The sequence below is a fragment of the Pseudomonas arabinosi genome, from assembly GCF_047758675.1.
Classification (GTDB): Bacteria; Pseudomonadota; Gammaproteobacteria; order Pseudomonadales; family Pseudomonadaceae; genus Aquipseudomonas; species Aquipseudomonas arabinosi.
Genome location: NZ_CP180480.1, coordinates 2,886,239 through 2,902,362, shown reverse-complemented (window position 1 = coordinate 2,902,362; position 16,124 = coordinate 2,886,239). Strand labels below are relative to the sequence as shown.

The following is a 16,124-nucleotide window of genomic DNA, read 5'->3' as shown; positions in this document are numbered from 1 at the left end:
CCGCTGCCTCACAGGTGGTAGACATCGATGACCTGACGAACGTAATCGTTCTTCAGGATCACTTTCTTGGCCTTGATCAGCGGGTTTTTACCGCGCACATCGAGGGTGTAGAAACTGCTGCCGAAATAGCTGTCGACGGTCTTGTAGCGAAAGCTCAGGGTGTGCCAATTGAAGCGCACTTTGCAGAACCCGTCGGCCTGTTCGAGCAGCTCGATGTTGCTGATGTTGTGCGAGGTGCGGGTGTCCGGCATGGTGGCGCTGGAACGCTCGGTCTTGATGCGGAAAACGCGGTCTTCCAGACCGGTGCGGTTGCCGTACCAGATCAGCGAGATTTCCCGCTGCGGGTCTTCGGTCAACTCGTCGTTGTCGTCCCAGGACGGCATCCAGAACGTCGAGTCCGGGGCGTACAACTCGAGCCATTCGTCCCACTGCCGGTCGTCGAGGTAGCGCGCTTCGCGGTAGAGAAAATCACGCACGGCGTCATAGGTGATGGTCATTGCACGGCCTCCACAGGAATCAGGTCGGACTGCTCGGCGGCCAGGGCCTTGAGCATGGTCTGCTGCCAATACTTGTGTTGCAGCACGAACAGGCCTTCGTCTTCGGTGCGCACGCCGCTGAGCAGCGGATGCAGGTCGATTTCCTTGGCCGCGTCATCGGCGCCTTCGATCCAGTGTTCGGCGCCACGGGACATGTCGTTCCAGGCGGTCACGCTGCCCTGATAACTGGTCTGGCAGGAACGAAACTCTTCCAGATCATCCGGGGTGGCCATGCCGCTGACGTTGAAGAAGTCTTCGTACTGACGAATCCGGCTCGAACGGGCGTGGTCGCTTTCGCCTTTGGGGGCGATGCAGTAAATGGTGATTTCCGTGCGATCGACCGAAATCGGCCGGGCGATACGGATCTGCGAGCTGAACTGGTCCATCAGGTACACGTTCGGGTACAGGCACAGGTTGCGCGAGTTCTCGATCATCCAGTCGGCGCGAGCCTTGCCGAAGTCCTGGGCCAGCTCATCGCGACGCTCGTACAGCGGACGGTCTTCGGGGTTGGACCAACGGGTCCAGAGCAGCATGTGGCCCTTGTCGAAGGAATAGAAGCCGCCGCCCTGCTTGGCCCAGCTGCCGGCACTCATGGTCGGATTGCAATCGCCGGCCTCGCGCTGCTTGCGCTGGTTCTGAGTGGCGGCGTAGTTCCAGTGCACGGAGCTGACGTGATAGCCATCGGCGCCGTTTTCGGCGGTGAGTTTCCAGTTGCCTTCGTAGATGTAGCTGGAGGAACCGCGCAGCACTTCCAGGCCATCGGCGGACTGGTCGACGATCATGTCGATGATCTTTGCCGACTCGCCCAGGTGTTCAACCAGCGGCACGACATCGGCCTTGAGGCTGCCAAACAGGAAGCCGCGATAAGACTCGAAACGCGCGACTTTGGTCAGGTCGTGGGAGCCTTCGCAGTTGAAGCTCGCCGGGTAGCCCGCTTCGGCCGGATCCTTGACCTTGAGCAGTTTGCCGGAGTTGTTGAAGGTCCAGCCGTGGAATGGGCAGGTGTACGAACTTTTGTTGCCGGACTTGTGCCGGCACAGCGTCGCACCACGGTGGCTGCAGGCGTTGAGGAACGCATTGAGCTCACCGTCCTTGTTGCGCGCGATGAAGATCGACTGGCGCCCCATGGTGGTGGTGTAGAAGTCGTTTTTGTTGGGGATCTGGCTTTCGTGGGCCAGGTACAGCCAGTTCCCTTCGAAGATGTGCTGCATCTCGAGATCGAACAGCCGCGGGTCGGTGAACATCTCGCGCTTGCAGCGATAGATGCCCTGTTCTTTGTCATCTTCGAGCAGGGAGTGAAGGTATTCGGGTCGCAGGGACATGGCCGCCGCCTCCATTGTTTTTATTCAGGCAGGGCCATGCTAGGACGGGGGGAAGTGGCGGACTATCCGCTGGGTGCAGACCTGTATCCGTTTTGTGCAATGGGATTTTTTATGATCGTTCCCACGCTCTGCGTGGGAATGCCTCAACGGACGCTCCGCGTCCGCTTTTGGGACGCAGAGCGTCCCGGGCTGCATTCCCACGCGGGAGCGTGGGAACGATCAAACAGGTGATTTGCGGTGTTTCAGTGGCGGCGCTTGAGGGTGTCGGACGGCAACTCGCCAAACTGTTTGCGGTAGCTGTCGGAGAACCGGCCCAAGTGCAGGAAGCCGTAATCCATCGCCACTTCCGTGACGTTGCGCACGTTGCAGGTCGGGTCGCTCAGGCAGGCGTTGATGCGTTCAAGGCGTTTTTGCCGGATGTAGTTTTTCGGCGTGGTGCCGGCGTTGCGTTCAAACAATCCGTACAACGAGCGCAGACTCATCCGCGCCTGGCGTGCCAGTTCTTCGCTGTCGATGTCTTGTTTGAGGTGGCCCGCGATGTAGTCGGCAATCACCTCGAACGTAGCCGTCTGTGAGCCGAGACTGATCCGGCTGACATTGGTCTTCATCAGGCTGAGCATCTTGCTGACGATGATCTGTGCGTAGTGTTCCTGCACCTTGGGAATCTGCTCGGTGGCCTCGGCTTCCTGGCAAATCATCGCCAGCAGCCCGACAAAGCCTTCCAGCTCATCGAGCTGATAACGGTTCTCCAGAAACCGCACACCCTGCCCCGGATAGCGCCAGCGCTGTTCATCGCACACGGATTCCAGCAACGGGGTGGGGACTTTGAGGATGAATTTTTCGCAATCGTCGGAATACGTCAGGTCCACTGGATCATCGGGATTGATCAACAGCAACTCGCCGGGTGCGAAGTAGTGTTCCTGGCCGTGGCCGCGCCACAAGCAATTGCCGCGCAGCAACACTTGCAGGTGATAGATGCTTTCCAAGGCGCCGGAGGTGACCCGTACGCTGCCGCCATAGCTGATGCGGCACAGGTCGAGGCTGGCAAACTTGCGGTGATTGAGGCTGGCCAGCGGTCGCCCGGCCCGGGGCATCAGAATGCAATGGTTTCCGACATGCTGATTGACGTACCCCGACACCGCGTAAGGGTCGGCGTGGTCGAATACGGTGCTGCGCTGACTCAACAGTTGCGCTTGCATCATCGGGTCACTCTCATTGTTGTTATAGGTAACGTCGGGCCATTCCAGGGTCGAAACGCCAAAGACCACGAGATAAACAGTCGGTTATCTCGTGGCCCGGCTCCGTTGTTCGAGGATATCAGTCCTCGAGTGCGCGGACCCGCTCGTGGCGTTGCTGCTCGTCGGGTTGCGCGGAGGTCTGCAAGGTGAAATCGAAGTCGATTTCGGCAAAACGACCGCTGACACCGTGCGCCGCCGCGCGCTGTGGATCATCACTGAAGATGATCTTCGCGATCAGCTCGTCACGGGTGGCGTAGGCGAAATCGTCGTGCAGGTACTGATCGCCATCGAGGTTGATCTGGGTGGTCAGGTGACGATGATCCGGCGCAGAAATGAAGAAGTGAATGTGCGCCGGCCGTTGACCATGACGGCCCAGTTGATCGAGCAGTTGCTGGGTCGGACCGTCCGGCGGGCAGCCATAGCCCGACGGCACAATGCTGCGGAAGCGATAACGGCCGTCTGCATCAGTGACGATACGACGACGCAGGTTGAATTCCGACTGGGTGGTATCGAAGTAGGAGTAAGTGCCGCCGGTGTTGGCGTGCCAGACATCCACCACCGCGCCGGCCAACGGCTCGCCGGCGGTGTTCTTGACCTGGCCCTGCATGAACAGCACCACACCCGGATCGACGCCGTCATCCAGTCGCGCTTCGCCTTCCGACAGCGGCGCACCCGCCACGTACAGCGGGCCCTCGATGGTCCGCGGTGTGCCGCCGGCCTTGCCGGCCTGCTCGTCTTCGGCGTCCATCAGCAGGTCGAGGTAATGCTCCAGACCGAGCCCGGCCACCACCAACCCGGCCTCTTGACGCGCACCCAGCACGTTGAGGTAGTTGACGGCTTTCCAGAACTCTTCCGGGGTCACGGCCAGGTCTTCGATGATGTTCACCGAATCACGCAGGATGCGGTACACCAATGCCTTGGTCCGTGGATCCCCGGCGTCGTTGAGCAGACCGCTGGCCTCTTCGAGAAATTTCTGGACTTCGGCAGTGTGGGAAATCTTGACGTTCATTTTGGTGGGTTCCTCATCTTGTAATTATTAGCGTAGCGAACTGAACAGGCTGGGTTCAGCGGTCATCCTCGCGGATGGAAGAAGGATGCCGGCACATCGCGTCGACCTCGATCGCCATGTACGGAAACAGCGGCAATTGCATGAGCAGGTCGTGCAGCTCCTGCACGCTGTCGACGTCGAAAACGCTGTAATTGGCATAGTGCCCGGCGATGCGCCACAGGTGACGCCACTTGCCTTGCTCTTGCAGGCGCTGGGCCAGGGCTTTTTCGTCTGCCTTCAGCTTCGCGGCTGCTTCGGGATTCATGTCGACCGGCAGGTTCACGGTCATTTTTACGTGGAACAGCATAAGGCTCTCCTCAGGCGTGATGAATGGCAGTAGACGTTTTGTCACGGCGGAAGAACGCCAGACGTTCTTCATCGAGGCTCAGCCCCAGGCCCGGTGTTTTCGGCACATGCAACTCAAAATCGCGATAGACCAGCGGCTCGCTGAGAATGTCTTCAGTCAGCAGCAGTGGGCCGAACAGCTCGGTATCCCACGCCAGTTTGTTCAGCGTGACAAAGGCATGCGCCGAGGCCAGGGTGCCGATACCGCCTTCGAGCATGGTGCCGCCATACAGGCCGATACCGGCCGCTTCGGCAATCGCAGCGGTTCGCAGCACGGCGCGCGGGCCGCCGTTCTTGGCGATTTTCAGGGCGAACACCGAGGCTGCGCCCTCCCGTGCGAGATTGAAGGCATCCTCCACGCATTCGATGGATTCATCGGCCATGATCGGCGCCGGGCTCATGGCGTTCAGGCGCGCCATGCCGGCGCGGTTATTGCGCGAGATCGGCTGTTCGATCAGGTCGATACCGTTGGTTCCCAGGATCCGGCAGGCGCGCAGCGCAACCGCTTCATCCCAGGCCTGATTGACATCGACCCGCACGCTGGCGCGATCACCTAAAGCTTTTTTGATCGCAATGACGTGAGCCAGGTCGCGGTTGACCTCAGCGGCACCGATTTTCAGTTTGAAGATCCGATGGCGGCGCAGGTCGAGCATTTTTTCCGCTTCGGCGATGTCCTTGTCGGTGTCGCCACTGGCCAGGGTCCATGCCACTGGCAGCGCATCGCGAACGCGGCCGCCCAGCAACTCGCTGACCGGCAGCCCAAGGCGTTTACCCTGAGCGTCGAGCAAGGCGGTTTCGATACCTGATTTAGCGAAGGTGTTGCCACGGATGCTGCGCTCCAGGCGCAACATCGCGGCGTTCACGTTGGCGCTGTCCTGGCCCAGCAGCAGCGGCGCGAAGTGTTTGTCGATGTTGGTCTTGATGCTGTCAGGGCTTTCGTTGCCGTAGGCCAGGCCACCGATGGTGGTGGATTCGCCAATGCCTTCAATGCCGTCGGCGCAGCGCACGCGAATGATCACCAGAGTCTGGTTCTGCATGGTGTGCATCGCCAGCTTGTGCGGACGGAGGGTCGGCAGATCGACGATGATCGTCTCGATCGATTCAATGGCTGTTGCAAGCATGTCGATACCCGTCAGGTTCTTAAAGTTCTGGAACCGATTCTGGTACGGCTTTTTTCGGGAAGCCAATATAGAATTGGTCTGACTTGATACCTTTAAGGTATGCAACCGACTTGCGTCTGGAGGCCCCATGGAACTGCGTCACCTGCGGTATTTTCAGGTATTGGCTCAAACCCTCAATTTCACCCGTGCCGCCGAACTGCTACACATCGCCCAGCCGCCACTGAGCCGGCAGATGCAGCAGCTGGAGGACGAGCTCGGGGTGTTGTTGCTGGAACGCGGACGGCCGCTGAAGCTGACCGATGCCGGCCGGTTTTTCCATGAGCACTCCACCGCCCTGCTCGAACAACTGGGCAAGGTGTGCGACAACACGCGACGGATCGGCCTGGGCGAAAAGACCTGGCTGGGCATCGGTTTTGCCCCATCGACGCTCTACGGCGTGCTGCCGGAACTGATTCGCCGTTTGCGCAGCGGCGAGCCCCTGGAGCTTGAACTGGGGCTTTCGGAAATGACCACATTGCAGCAAGTACAGGCGCTCAAGGCCGGGCGCATCGATATAGGTTTCGGCCGAATCCGCATCGACGACCCGGCGATCATCCAGACTGTGTTGACCGAAGATCGGCTGGTCGCCGCCCTGCCCGCGGGTCATCCATTATTGGCGGGGCCGATCAGCCTTCGCGAACTGGCGAAAGAACCTTTTGTGCTGTACCCCGGCAACCCGCGCCCGAGCTACGCCGACCATGTGATCGCGTTATTCGAATCCTATGGCGTGAGCATTCACGTGGCGCAATGGACTAACGAGCTGCAAACAGCTATCGGTCTGGTGGGAGCGGGAATCGGCGTCACCCTGGTGCCGGCCTCGGTGCAATTGCTGCACCGCGACGACATTGGTTTCACGCCGCTGCTGGAAGACAACGCGACCTCGCCGATTATTCTCAGCAGGCGCGTGGGCGACGTATCGCCGGGGTTGAATCATTGCTTGCAGATGATTGATGAACTGCAACCGCGGGCCTAGCCGGCAAACGCCCGGCGCCCGGCACGCATTTCGATGCGCAACTCGCCAATCAGATTGGAGATATCGCGAACGCTGGTCAGCCGTTCGGGTGATACACCGGTAATCAACAGATCAATGCGCCCGGTGGCGGGTTCGTAGACTTTGATCCGTAATGTTCCGTCCGGATTCACCGTGCAGGCACAGGAAAGCGGTTGAAAACCGGACTCAACAATGCGGCAAAGCTCAGGAACTGAAACCATGACTGGCGCCTCCGTGGCAGGGAATCGGATCCAACTTGCTCAGCATAGATGGGCTTTTCCCATCCTGCGCCCGCCAATGCTGAAAATATGTGTTAGCTGTTTCTCACTTTGGAGATCTGTTGCTGGAACGCGGTCGGCTTCTGAAGCTGACCGACGCTGGGCGTATCGATATCGGTTTCGGGCGAATCCGCATCGACGACCGGGCGATCATCTAGACTGCCGCTGCTGGAAGACAACGCGACCTCGCCAATTATTCTCAGCAGACGCGTGGGCGACGTATCGCCGGGGTTGAATCATTGCTTGCAGATGATTGATGAACTGCACCGCGGGACACTACAGAGACAACCCGGGATTAAACGCGCAGTCCGACCCGCAACGCATTCAAGGCGTCCACATGACAAATTTCAAAAGTTTCATTTTTACGTTGAGGTTCAACAAACAGGCCATCACATCCCTACCGCTTGAAAAGCAGATTGAAAAAGCTGCCGAGTTTCTGCGACAGGCCGGGTCAATCAGCCCGCTTCTGGCCAACTGGCATTTGCAAGGAAAAAGCCTGAAAGACTCGCTTTCAACCGACATCAGTACCAACACTCAAGCGCTGATCGACAACGTAAAACACGCTCATGATCCGGAGCTTCCTGACCTGATCGAATTTTCGGTCTGGAATGCCATCCAGGACCCGCTTGAAGGTGGAGTCGCTTTTCATTACAGCGCGCACAACTTCGATTCCGTTTCCGCCATGTCCTTCGAAGACGCCGGTGCATTATTGATGAAGTGTGATGCCCCGCAGGAGATGTTCACAAGAATCATTGGCATGGCAGTGAATATCTGGCCCGAAATTGACTGGGTCACTGTGGTACCGGCCAACTATTTCAGAAAAGGCCGTGCCTTCAAGGACCGGCAAACCATTGGATGGATTGGCTTCTGCCCTGAATCGTTGAAAAAGGAAGACTTTCCTCTGGCACAAAAACTGGTTCCCGTGCCAGACAGGGGAACCATTATCGTCAGCTGCCCTGAGGTTATGAGCGACCAAAGCCTCGATCACTTTGAACGGGTTGGGAACATCGATACAAAACTGGTAGCGCTTGGTTATTTGCCGTTGTTTCTGAACTGAATCCTGCCAGGTGTCATTCGGCGTCCGCCCCCCAGATCCAATTCCAGAGCCCCGGTAATTTAACCGGCTGTGAACTGTCGCGAACGGTACGCGCCATGGCAGCCCGTTGCAGCGCTGCCGTGTCGTCGTAAAACGGCTTCTCTGCCAGTTTCACCCCAGTGGAGCGGGCGCTGTCGAGGAGGATTTGCAGGTATTCCCGAGCATGCCGGGCGGTGTAGCGATTGAGGTCGTGGAACGTCACCACCACCGGAATCACCCCGTCCACCACCGGCAACTCGCCAAGGGCGATGCGCTCGCGCACTTCGGACATTGTGCGCAAGAAGTGGGCCCGCCGCCGGGGACTGGCGTTGAAACCCCAGATTTTGCCGTCATTGGCACTCAGATCGGTGAGCAATACGTGCATGCCGTGCTGCTGATAGGCGGCGAAGACCCGTTTGTCATAGTTCCAGAATGGCGGGCGCACCAGGGTCGGCGGCGCGCCGGTGATCGCGGCGATGTCGGCACTGCCTTTGGTCAGCGACTGCTCCAGTTCTTCCGGACTCAGGGAACGGTGATTGGTGTGCGAGTGGGTCGCCGTGTGGAAGCCCAGAATCTGCCCTTCTGCGTGTTCGCGGCGCATGACCTCGCGACCGATTTCGCTGTTGCCGGCACGTGGCGCACGGGTCTGCACGAAGAACACCGCTTTGAGGTTCGGTTGCACCGGGTTCGTTGCCAGACTGTCGAGCACCGTCATCGTCGGATTCCAGAAACTCGAGGCGCTGGGACCGTCATCGAAGGTCAGCAGAAAACGGATCGGTGGTTGCGCGCTCAGACGCTGTTCGGTCTGTGGCGTCATTTCGATGGGAGAAGCGATGCACCCAACCAGCCCTGTGGCGATGATGAGTGCAGAGAGAACCTTGAACAGTTGTTTCATGTTTTGCCTTGGGCAGGACCGTTACGGTCAACACGTCAAAGGGCAAAAATCCTTCGCCCATTTATCCTTCGTCGGCCCGCAGGTCGTTGCGGGCCGAGGTTGGATAAGGGTACACAGTGTTTGGTTCCAGCGTCGCCTCATCGCGCGCTCATAGTTCCAGGTCGAGCAACGCCGCACCCAGCGCCTTGCCGTGGGCATCGAGCGCCAGGGAGCGGGTCACGCCGCCGCGCAGAATACCCGGCAAGACGAAATTGAGCGCATGGACGTTCGGCAACTCGTAGCGCCGTACCGGTGGACTGTGTGGACCGAGCAATTCGGCGAAATGTTCGGTCACCCGCTCCACCGTCAGCCACTGACACAGTCGCGGATAGTCTTCGGCACGAAAGGTAATCACCGAAATGTTGGAGGTATCACCCTTGTCGCCCGTTCGCGAGTGGGCCAGTTCACGCAGTTTGATGCGACTCATGCGATGTCCTCCAAATGAACTTGCAGAGTGACGGCATCGCGCGGCAGCAACAGCGAAGCTACCGCCACCACCTGCCGAACCGACTTGCTGGCCCCGCCACCGCCGTAAGGGCCATTGGTGTAGAGGGTTTCCACTTCATTGCCGATCCGCAGCGCTTCGGCGCGATCAGCGCAACGTGCCGCCACTCGCAGGCGCACTTCCCAGGGTTCACTGTCCGTCCGTGAACCCAATTCAGTACCGTGCAAGGCATCGACGCCGATCAACTCGGCGCGGATCTCCTCAAACACCACGCCCGTCAGCTTCAAGCGTTCCAGTACCACCGCTCGTGCCAATCGCCCTCGCGCCAACGCGCCCGGCCCGCCATAGGACATCTGACCCTCGCCGATCCAGCCATCGAGATAACCCACCGAGACTTTCAGTGACGGCGGTCGCGCCCGGCCGTCGGCGCCTTGGGCCAACACCCGGTCCGGCCCTTGGGCCGTGAAGGACACACCCGAAAAATCGGCACTGACATCCGGCGTCAGGTAGGCGGCCGGGTCATGCACTTCATAGATCATCTGTTCGGTGCAGGTCGCCGTATCGATGCGTCCGCCAGAGCCGGCGACCTTGCTGATCACCGCGCGTCCCGTGGCATCCACCTCGGCCAGTGGAAACCCCAGGCGCGCCAGATCCGGCACATCCTTGAACCCCGGGTCGGAAAAATAGCCACCGCTGATCTGGCCCGCACACTCGAGCAAATGCCCCACTAGTGTGCCGCGTCCCAACAGCGACCAATCATCCGCCGCCCAGCCGAATTCGAACATCTGTGGTGCGAGGAACAGCGAAGGGTCCGCCACACGGCCGGTGATGATCACGTCGGCATCGGCGTGCAACGCGTCGATGATGCCGTCCACACCCAGATACGCATTAGCCGAAATGACACGATCACCCAGGGACGCCAACGTGCTGCCGTTATCCAGGGTCTGCGACAGATTGCGCAACAGTGTCGCCAGCACATCATCACCGGTCAGCGCCGCCACTTTCAGCCCCGACAAACCCAATTGCGCGGCGATCCGTCGGACTTCACGTGCCGCGGCCAGCGGATTGGCCGCGCCCATGTTGGTGATCACCCGCAAACGTCGGCGCTGGCCATCGGCGCCACGACCGACAAAGGGCAGCACGCGACGCATGCGCTCCCCCAGCAACGGGTCGAAACCCGCATGGGGGTCAACCAGCCGCGCTTGCTGTGCCAGGGCAATGGTGCGCTCGGCCAGGCATTCGAACACCAGATAATCCAGCTCGCCGTGCTCGGCCAATTCGATGGCCGGTTCGATGCGGTCGCCGGAGTAACCGGCACCGGAACCGATGCGTATGGTTTTCATTCAGAAGACTCCAAGAAGCAGCGCCGTTAGGGTCATGAGCACCGAGGCCGCGAACAGAAAAGGGATGGTGAAGCGCTGGTGATCCGCCAGTTCGATCTTGCACAGCCCCACCAACAGAAAGGTCGCGGGGGTCAGCGGACTGACCGGAAACCCGGTGGTGTGCACCCCCAGCAATGACGCTTGGGCCACTTGCACAGGGTCGACGCCCAAGGCCCGGCCGACTTCAGCCACCACCGGCATGATGCCGAAATAGAAGGAATCGGGATCGAACAGCAGGCTCAAGGGCATGGAGATGAAGCCCACCACCATCGGAATCAACTTGCCGTGCCCGGCGGGAATCTGCGCCACCGCGACCTCGGCCATGGCCTTGAGCATGCCGGTGCCCTGCATGATCCCGGTAAACACACCGGCCGCCAGAAGAATACTGGCCATGGTCAGCGCCGTTTTCGCATGGGCGTCGATGCGTGCACGCTGGGCATCGACGTTAGGGTAATTGAGGCACAAAGCGAGCACCGTACCGAGCATGAACATCACCACCGGGTCCACGAACCCGGCAATCATCACGCCCATCACCACCACGGTCAGCACCAGATTGACCCAAAACAGGTGCGGCTTGCGCAACGCAATCTCGACGTCGCTCAGCACCCGTTTCGGCATCACGTCCACCGACACTCCGGCGCCTAGACCCAAGCGCCGCTCTTCGCGCCGACCGAGGAACCAGGCGCAGGTAAAGACGAACACCAGCCCCACGATCTGCACGGGAATCAGCGGCTGAAACAGGTCGGCCACCGGCACATGCAATGCTGCCGAGGACCGCAGGACCGGGCCGGTCCATGGCAGGAAATTGACCCCGGCAGCCATGGCCGTGACGCAGGCCAGAATGCGTTTATCCATGCCCAGCCGCGTGTACAACGGCAGCATGGCCGGGATGGTCACCAGGAAGGTGACGGCCCCTGAACCGTCCAGATGCACCAGCAACGCCAACAGCGCGGTGCCCATGACAATGCGCGTCGGACGGGTCCCCACCCGGTGCAGGATCCGGTCGATGATCGGGTCCAGCATGCCGGCGTCCGTCATCACGCCGAAGAACAGAATCGCGAACACAAACATCCCGACCACCGGGGCGACGTTCTTGATACCGGTAATGATGAAGGCACTGGTCTCCAGGCCGAATCCACCGATCAGTGCGGCGATGATGGGCAAGGCGATCAAGGCAACCAGGGGTGAAAGGCGCTTGCTCATGACAGCAGCAAGCAAACAGAGAATGGTAATGACACCGAGTGTGGCAAGCATGGGCAGATCCTGTTCGGCCTCTCTGATCGCCTGGGCGATGAGACGCGCTGTTGTTGTTTTCACCGAGTATTGGAATTGCAGGTAATCTTTGTAAATTGAAATGTTCGGCGGTCATCATTCGGAAAAACAAAATGAAGAATTCGATCCAACACATCCGTGCTTTCCTGGCCGTTGCACAAACCGGTAGTTTTTCCAGGGCAGCCGTGGTGCTGAACCTCTCGCCTTCGGCGTTGACGGTGCAAATTCAACAACTGGAGGATTGGCTCGGCGTCGCCCTGCTCGAACGCAGCCCACGCCACGTCAGCCTCACCAGCGCCGGACAAAACGCATTGCGGCCGATGGAGAAGTTGCTGCTGGACTTTGAAAACATCGTCACCGCCTCGCGGGACCTGGCGTCGTTGCGCCGAGGCGTCGTGACCATCGCCGCCCTGCCCTCGCTGTGCGCCTCAACGCTGCCACCGCTTCTGAAGCAGTTTCGCGAGCAGTTTCCGGGCGTGGAAGTTCGCCTGCGGGACGTCGTCGCCCAACGCATCGACACGCTGGTTCGCGATGGCGAGGTGGATTTTGGCCTCGGCGTCCGGGCGCGAATGAGCCATGGGCTGGAGTTTCAGGTGGTCATGGAAGATCGGTTATGTCTGTTCATCCCCGTCGATCACCCACTGGCCAAGCGACGCTCGGTCACCTTGGGCGAGCTGACGGCTCAACCGATTATTCTGACCGGGCGCGACAGCAGCGTGCGCGAATTGGTCGAGCAACTGTTCGCCGACGCACAACTGCCGTTGTCGCCGGGACTGGAAGCCAATTACATGTCGACGGTGCTGGCGCTGGTGCGTCAGGGGCTGGGGATGAGCCTGCTGCCCGAGTCGGCGGACGACGGGCGCGATGATCTGGTCAAAGTGCCGGTGGATCATCCGGGCATCACGCGCGCCATCGGCCTGATCACCCGCACAGGGCAAGCCATGGCGCCCGCCGCGCTACGGTTCATCGAGATGCTGCAAAGCACCTCGACCGGCGTGCAGAAGCCCGGGCAAGAAGCGACCCGGCAATGACGCAACGCTGCACGCTTACTCAGCCAAAGACTGCTGAAACGAGCTGTCGATAATCGGCGCAGTCGCCAACGCAGCCGGCAGCGCTTTTACCTTGAACAGGAAGTCCGCGGTGCTTTGCAGATCCTTTGCTGCCTGCGCATCCACCGGGCCGACGGTCATGTGGGCCTGGCGCAACCAGTGGCGCGAGACGTTCTGGTCAAGGTTGGCTTTCTTCGCCCAGAGATCGGCGTACTCGTCGGTGTGGTTGTCGACCCAGGCCCGGGCCTTTTTCAGGCGCACCAGAAAGTCGGCAATGGCTTCGCGTTTGCTGTCAATCGACGGCGTCGAGGCGGCGATGGCACTCAGGCCGGGCATCAGGTTCTTGGCGGTGAGGATCGGCCGGGCGCCGGAGAACAGAATCTGCTGGGAGATGTAAGGTTCCCAGACCGGGAACGCGTCGATGCTGCCCTGAGGCAACGCGGCGGCGGCATCAATCGGCATCAGTTTGATGAAGTCGACATAGTTTTCCGGCAGGTCGGCTTTTTCCAGGGCGCGCAGGGTCAGTTGCTGGCTCCAGGCACCGGGCCAGTAAGCGACTTTCTTACCCTTCAGGTCGGCGATGGTTTTGACCGGCGAATCCTTGGGCACCAGCAAGGCGATGGTGTCGGGGTTCTGCCGCGACACGCCGATCAGTTTCACCGGCGCCTGCTTGGCGGCGAGGAACAGAAAACCCGAATCGCCGAGAAAACCCAGATCCAGCGCGCCGGTGTTCAGCGCTTCGGCCAGCGGCGCGGCGGCCTGGAAGTGCTTCCAGTCGACGGTATACGGCGCATCTTTGAGTACGCCCGACGCCTCCACCGAAGCGCGAACGTTGTAGTAGTTCTGATCACCGACGTGCAGGACGACGGGTTCGGCGGCGTAAGCCAGTGGTGTGGCGAACAGTGCGCTGGTCAGCAGACTGCACACGAATCGGGACAGGTTCATCGGGGGCTCCTTGAGGGTTATTGCTATAGACCATAACGCTCTTACGAGAAGCTTTTGAAATTCGATTAACGCATAAGCTCATGTCCAGTAGCGAACAGTGTTTGCCCATCAACAACGACTAAACAGACTGTTTTCCCTTGAACATTTCTCTGCCCCGACTCCGGCGTCGACGCAGTCGGCCTCGGCGGTTTTGCTCAAGCCCTGCCCAAAGCGTTGACCGAGTTGCCGCGCGCCCCCGTGATCGTTGCAACTAAGCTGAAATCTCCAGTCAGCGCGCTTCAATCAGAGAATCAACCTATGTGCGGACGCCTGTCGCAGTACCGTGGCATTCATGACTTTGTCGCCGTGCTGAGCATCCCCGACGCGTTGATCAACCACGTCGGTGATGAACCACTGGCCCGCTACAACGCGGCGCCCACCACGCAACTCGCCCTCCTGCATCTGGAGAGCAACGGCCTGCACGCCGATTTTCAGCGCTGGGGATGGCGGCCGCACTGGGCGAAGGATCGGGCCGCCCCGATCAATGCACGGGTCGAAAAAGTCGCCCACGGCCCATTCTTCCGGGCGATCTGGCCGCACCGCGCAATCGTGCCGATCGACAACTGGTTCGAATGGGTCGACGCCGGGGATTCGACGAGGCAACCGTTACTCATCCGCCGACGGGACCGGGCGCCGATTCTATGCGCGGCGATAGGACAGTTTCCCGGCGCGAGTGGTGAGCCACGGGCCGATGATGGTTTTGTGATCATCACCGCCGACAGTGCGGGCGGCATGCTCGACATTCATGACCGGCGCCCCGTGGTGTTGTCTGCACCGCTGGCGCGGGAATGGCTTGACCCGGCCACCCCCAAGGAACGCGCTGAGCAGATGGTGCTGTTGCAGGGTGAAGTCAGCGAGGTTTTCGAGTGGTACAAGGTGGGCAAAGCGGTGGGCAATTCAAGAAATCAAGGCGCTGCATTGATTGATGAAATGCCATAAACGTATCAATCAGACATAAATGAAGGCATCAGTAACGGTTATATATACATATTGATCACTTGAACGTTTCACAGGCTGTTTCAGCCAAGAGACACTTGGCTTTGTTTGCCATTTAATCTGACAACCGCCTGTCTGACACTTCGATACATTTAGAATAACTATGGATAGCATGCGCGCCGCATTCCCTTCGGCACCCCGCAATTGACCAAAGAGTCAACAAACCAAGGAAATCCTTAAAACAGCAAGCATTGCAGAGAATTAAATTGCGCGACGATTTCACAATTAATCAAGTCGATGGTCTGGCGTGTGTTTATCTTTCGAAGACAGAACATTTCCCACTCGACTGTTTTATCGGGCAATACATAAAGACCCGCAACCTGGGTTCAATCTCCACTATCAGCAACATTCTGCGTTTAACCCTCGAAAACTATCCGGGCAAACCTCCGATCATGGTTAACGAACTGAACGCCTGGATCGACAAGACCTTGGGTTATAGGGCCTCCCACCCCGATTTTCTGCCGTTGGAAGAGGTTTGAGTTGATGGACCGGGTTCATCGAGCCAAAGAACTGAACGAACCCGACATCGAGCCACTCTCAATAACAGAGCTTCGGCCCAAGGAGGAATATATGAGCAAACTCGTCCCCTATGCCGTGCACTATATGTTCGACGGCGTTCGTCAGCACTTTTTCAAACTGGCTGAACAGTTCTCGGATGTCGAGGCAATACATTCGGCGTCCGCCCATGCTTATCCCGACTCTGATCGTCAAATCGCCGCACACGCCAACCTCGAAACTGCGCGCATCAAAGCGCAGCAATTGGGCATTACGCATATTCGCTGGAATGAAGCGATCTGATTTAATAATCGCCCAATGAAAAGCCCCGCTTTGATAGCGGGGCTTTTTTGTATGTGCAGCGCGGTCAAGGCTTCAGCGGACGCTCCTGGTCGCGATCTGACAATTCTTTACCGTCGTCGGGGTGCTTCCAGTCCGGCGTCGAACGCCGCTGCCGCTCAATCTCCTCTTCCGTGGGTTCGTCATCCACATCTTCATCCGGGTACGGACGCTTTGGATCATTAGCCATGCTCACCTCTCTTCCTGTAGGGGTCCCCTATAAGCGTAGAACAGT

Annotated in this window: 19 protein-coding genes and 1 pseudogene; 7 read left to right on the top strand and 13 right to left on the bottom strand. The window is 59.3% G+C overall.

All coding sequences use genetic code 11. The features are described from left to right. Nucleotides 1-8: 8 nt before the first annotated feature. The 6 genes from benB to ACMXYJ_RS13540 form a co-directional block, all read right to left on the bottom strand. The gene (benB, locus tag ACMXYJ_RS13565; protein WP_415760216.1) at nt 9-497 is read right to left on the bottom strand and encodes a benzoate 1,2-dioxygenase small subunit; all 489 of its coding nucleotides are present in this window, start codon (nt 495-497) and stop codon (nt 9-11) included. Further along, on the bottom strand, nt 494-1,858 hold the full coding sequence (gene benA, locus ACMXYJ_RS13560) for a benzoate 1,2-dioxygenase large subunit (protein WP_415760215.1): 1,365 nt from the start codon (nt 1,856-1,858) through the stop codon (nt 494-496). Before benA ends, benB begins: the two co-directional genes overlap by 4 nt. Nucleotides 1,859-2,100: 242 nt before the next feature. Then, complete coding sequence (locus tag ACMXYJ_RS13555) at nt 2,101-3,060, bottom strand: AraC family transcriptional regulator (protein ID WP_056740468.1); 960 nt, start codon at nt 3,058-3,060, stop codon at nt 2,101-2,103. Between the two features lie 115 nt (nt 3,061-3,175). Continuing rightward, entirely contained in the window at nt 3,176-4,105 is a 930-nt protein-coding gene (gene catA, locus ACMXYJ_RS13550) for a catechol 1,2-dioxygenase (protein ID WP_415760214.1), read from the bottom strand. Between the two features lie 55 nt (nt 4,106-4,160). After that, nucleotides 4,161-4,451 carry a muconolactone Delta-isomerase gene (gene catC, locus ACMXYJ_RS13545; protein ID WP_046047438.1) on the bottom strand — a complete coding sequence of 97 codons (291 nt, stop codon included), beginning with the start codon at nt 4,449-4,451 and terminating at the stop codon, nt 4,161-4,163. 10 nt (nt 4,452-4,461) lie between these two features. Then, on the bottom strand, nt 4,462-5,610 hold the full coding sequence (locus tag ACMXYJ_RS13540) for a muconate cycloisomerase family protein (RefSeq protein ID WP_415760213.1): 1,149 nt from the start codon (nt 5,608-5,610) through the stop codon (nt 4,462-4,464). 127 nt (nt 5,611-5,737) lie between these two features. On the opposite strand from ACMXYJ_RS13540, the gene ACMXYJ_RS13535 reads away from it, so the two are divergent. Further along, nucleotides 5,738-6,622, top strand: a complete 885-nt coding sequence (locus tag ACMXYJ_RS13535; protein ID WP_033057700.1) for a LysR family transcriptional regulator — start codon at nt 5,738-5,740, stop codon at nt 6,620-6,622. On the opposite strand, the gene ACMXYJ_RS13530 is transcribed toward ACMXYJ_RS13535, so the two are convergent. Next, nucleotides 6,619-6,861, bottom strand: coding sequence for a DUF1652 domain-containing protein (locus ACMXYJ_RS13530; protein WP_309676356.1), 243 nt, complete (start codon nt 6,859-6,861; stop codon nt 6,619-6,621). The genes ACMXYJ_RS13535 and ACMXYJ_RS13530 overlap by 4 nt on opposite strands. Before the next feature lie 219 nt (nt 6,862-7,080). On the opposite strand from ACMXYJ_RS13530, the pseudogene ACMXYJ_RS13525 reads away from it, so the two are divergent. Then, nucleotides 7,081-7,182: pseudogene (locus ACMXYJ_RS13525) on the top strand (LysR family transcriptional regulator); the annotation flags it as partial. A 73-nt stretch (nt 7,183-7,255) separates the two neighbouring features. Next, the gene (locus tag ACMXYJ_RS13520; protein ID WP_415760212.1) at nt 7,256-7,975 is read left to right on the top strand and encodes an Imm52 family immunity protein; all 720 of its coding nucleotides are present in this window, start codon (nt 7,256-7,258) and stop codon (nt 7,973-7,975) included. A 13-nt stretch (nt 7,976-7,988) separates the two neighbouring features. Here the strand turns inward: ACMXYJ_RS13520 and ACMXYJ_RS13515 are convergent, their stop codons facing one another. From ACMXYJ_RS13515 to ACMXYJ_RS13500, 4 genes are all read right to left on the bottom strand, one after another. Continuing rightward, nucleotides 7,989-8,888 carry a polysaccharide deacetylase family protein gene (locus ACMXYJ_RS13515; protein WP_415760211.1) on the bottom strand — a complete coding sequence of 300 codons (900 nt, stop codon included), beginning with the start codon at nt 8,886-8,888 and terminating at the stop codon, nt 7,989-7,991. Nucleotides 8,889-9,036: 148 nt separating this feature from the next. After that, nucleotides 9,037-9,354 carry an AtuA-related protein gene (locus ACMXYJ_RS13510; protein WP_056744834.1) on the bottom strand — a complete coding sequence of 106 codons (318 nt, stop codon included), beginning with the start codon at nt 9,352-9,354 and terminating at the stop codon, nt 9,037-9,039. Beyond that, nucleotides 9,351-10,715, bottom strand: a complete 1,365-nt coding sequence (locus ACMXYJ_RS13505; protein ID WP_415760210.1) for an acyclic terpene utilization AtuA family protein — start codon at nt 10,713-10,715, stop codon at nt 9,351-9,353. The genes ACMXYJ_RS13510 and ACMXYJ_RS13505 overlap by 4 nt, the downstream gene beginning before the upstream one ends. Further along, nucleotides 10,716-12,008, bottom strand: a complete 1,293-nt coding sequence (locus tag ACMXYJ_RS13500) for a CitMHS family transporter (RefSeq protein ID WP_415760209.1) — start codon at nt 12,006-12,008, stop codon at nt 10,716-10,718. It lies immediately after the preceding gene. Between the two features lie 131 nt (nt 12,009-12,139). Between ACMXYJ_RS13500 and ACMXYJ_RS13495 the strand changes: the two genes are divergently transcribed. Next, complete coding sequence (locus ACMXYJ_RS13495) at nt 12,140-13,057, top strand: LysR family transcriptional regulator (protein WP_415760208.1); 918 nt, start codon at nt 12,140-12,142, stop codon at nt 13,055-13,057. A gap of 15 nt (nt 13,058-13,072) precedes the next feature. On the opposite strand, the gene ACMXYJ_RS13490 is transcribed toward ACMXYJ_RS13495, so the two are convergent. Then, complete coding sequence (locus tag ACMXYJ_RS13490; RefSeq protein WP_415760207.1) at nt 13,073-14,020, bottom strand: ABC transporter substrate-binding protein; 948 nt, start codon at nt 14,018-14,020, stop codon at nt 13,073-13,075. Nucleotides 14,021-14,317: 297 nt separating this feature from the next. Between ACMXYJ_RS13490 and ACMXYJ_RS13485 the strand changes: the two genes are divergently transcribed. From ACMXYJ_RS13485 to ACMXYJ_RS13475, 3 genes are all read left to right on the top strand, one after another. Beyond that, a complete protein-coding gene (locus tag ACMXYJ_RS13485) occupies nt 14,318-14,998 on the top strand; it encodes an SOS response-associated peptidase (RefSeq protein ID WP_415760206.1) in 681 nt (226 codons plus the stop codon). A gap of 263 nt (nt 14,999-15,261) precedes the next feature. Then, nucleotides 15,262-15,534, top strand: a complete 273-nt coding sequence (locus ACMXYJ_RS13480; RefSeq protein ID WP_415760205.1) for a hypothetical protein — start codon at nt 15,262-15,264, stop codon at nt 15,532-15,534. Nucleotides 15,535-15,625: 91 nt separating this feature from the next. Then, nucleotides 15,626-15,853, top strand: coding sequence for a DUF6555 family protein (locus tag ACMXYJ_RS13475; protein WP_046047446.1), 228 nt, complete (start codon nt 15,626-15,628; stop codon nt 15,851-15,853). A gap of 64 nt (nt 15,854-15,917) precedes the next feature. On the opposite strand, the gene ACMXYJ_RS13470 is transcribed toward ACMXYJ_RS13475, so the two are convergent. Further along, nucleotides 15,918-16,079: a hypothetical protein gene (locus ACMXYJ_RS13470; RefSeq protein ID WP_008157331.1), complete on the bottom strand. Its 162-nt coding sequence runs from the start codon at nt 16,077-16,079 to the stop codon at nt 15,918-15,920. Between the last annotated feature and the right edge of the window lie 45 nt (nt 16,080-16,124).

What these genes read in the sequence shown, in the direction of transcription:
- ACMXYJ_RS13535 (WP_033057700.1), top strand. Translation starts at nt 5,738, where the DNA reads ATGGAACTGCGTCACCTGCGGTATTTTCAGGTATTGGCTCAAACCCTC.
- catC (WP_046047438.1), bottom strand. Translation starts at nt 4,451, where the DNA reads ATGCTGTTCCACGTAAAAATGACCGTGAACCTGCCGGTCGACATGAAT.
- ACMXYJ_RS13485 (WP_415760206.1), top strand. Translation starts at nt 14,318, where the DNA reads ATGTGCGGACGCCTGTCGCAGTACCGTGGCATTCATGACTTTGTCGCC.
- benA (WP_415760215.1), bottom strand. Translation starts at nt 1,858, where the DNA reads ATGTCCCTGCGACCCGAATACCTTCACTCCCTGCTCGAAGATGACAAA.
- catA (WP_415760214.1), bottom strand. Translation starts at nt 4,105, where the DNA reads ATGAACGTCAAGATTTCCCACACTGCCGAAGTCCAGAAATTTCTCGAA.
- ACMXYJ_RS13490 (WP_415760207.1), bottom strand. Translation starts at nt 14,020, where the DNA reads ATGAACCTGTCCCGATTCGTGTGCAGTCTGCTGACCAGCGCACTGTTC.
- benB (WP_415760216.1), bottom strand. Translation starts at nt 497, where the DNA reads ATGACCATCACCTATGACGCCGTGCGTGATTTTCTCTACCGCGAAGCG.
- ACMXYJ_RS13540 (WP_415760213.1), bottom strand. Translation starts at nt 5,610, where the DNA reads ATGCTTGCAACAGCCATTGAATCGATCGAGACGATCATCGTCGATCTG.
- ACMXYJ_RS13475 (WP_046047446.1), top strand. Translation starts at nt 15,626, where the DNA reads ATGAGCAAACTCGTCCCCTATGCCGTGCACTATATGTTCGACGGCGTT.
- ACMXYJ_RS13515 (WP_415760211.1), bottom strand. Translation starts at nt 8,888, where the DNA reads ATGAAACAACTGTTCAAGGTTCTCTCTGCACTCATCATCGCCACAGGG.
- ACMXYJ_RS13530 (WP_309676356.1), bottom strand. Translation starts at nt 6,861, where the DNA reads ATGGTTTCAGTTCCTGAGCTTTGCCGCATTGTTGAGTCCGGTTTTCAA.
- ACMXYJ_RS13495 (WP_415760208.1), top strand. Translation starts at nt 12,140, where the DNA reads ATGAAGAATTCGATCCAACACATCCGTGCTTTCCTGGCCGTTGCACAA.
- ACMXYJ_RS13510 (WP_056744834.1), bottom strand. Translation starts at nt 9,354, where the DNA reads ATGAGTCGCATCAAACTGCGTGAACTGGCCCACTCGCGAACGGGCGAC.
- ACMXYJ_RS13505 (WP_415760210.1), bottom strand. Translation starts at nt 10,715, where the DNA reads ATGAAAACCATACGCATCGGTTCCGGTGCCGGTTACTCCGGCGACCGC.
- ACMXYJ_RS13555 (WP_056740468.1), bottom strand. Translation starts at nt 3,060, where the DNA reads ATGATGCAAGCGCAACTGTTGAGTCAGCGCAGCACCGTATTCGACCAC.
- ACMXYJ_RS13520 (WP_415760212.1), top strand. Translation starts at nt 7,256, where the DNA reads ATGACAAATTTCAAAAGTTTCATTTTTACGTTGAGGTTCAACAAACAG.
- ACMXYJ_RS13500 (WP_415760209.1), bottom strand. Translation starts at nt 12,008, where the DNA reads ATGCTTGCCACACTCGGTGTCATTACCATTCTCTGTTTGCTTGCTGCT.
- ACMXYJ_RS13470 (WP_008157331.1), bottom strand. Translation starts at nt 16,079, where the DNA reads ATGGCTAATGATCCAAAGCGTCCGTACCCGGATGAAGATGTGGATGAC.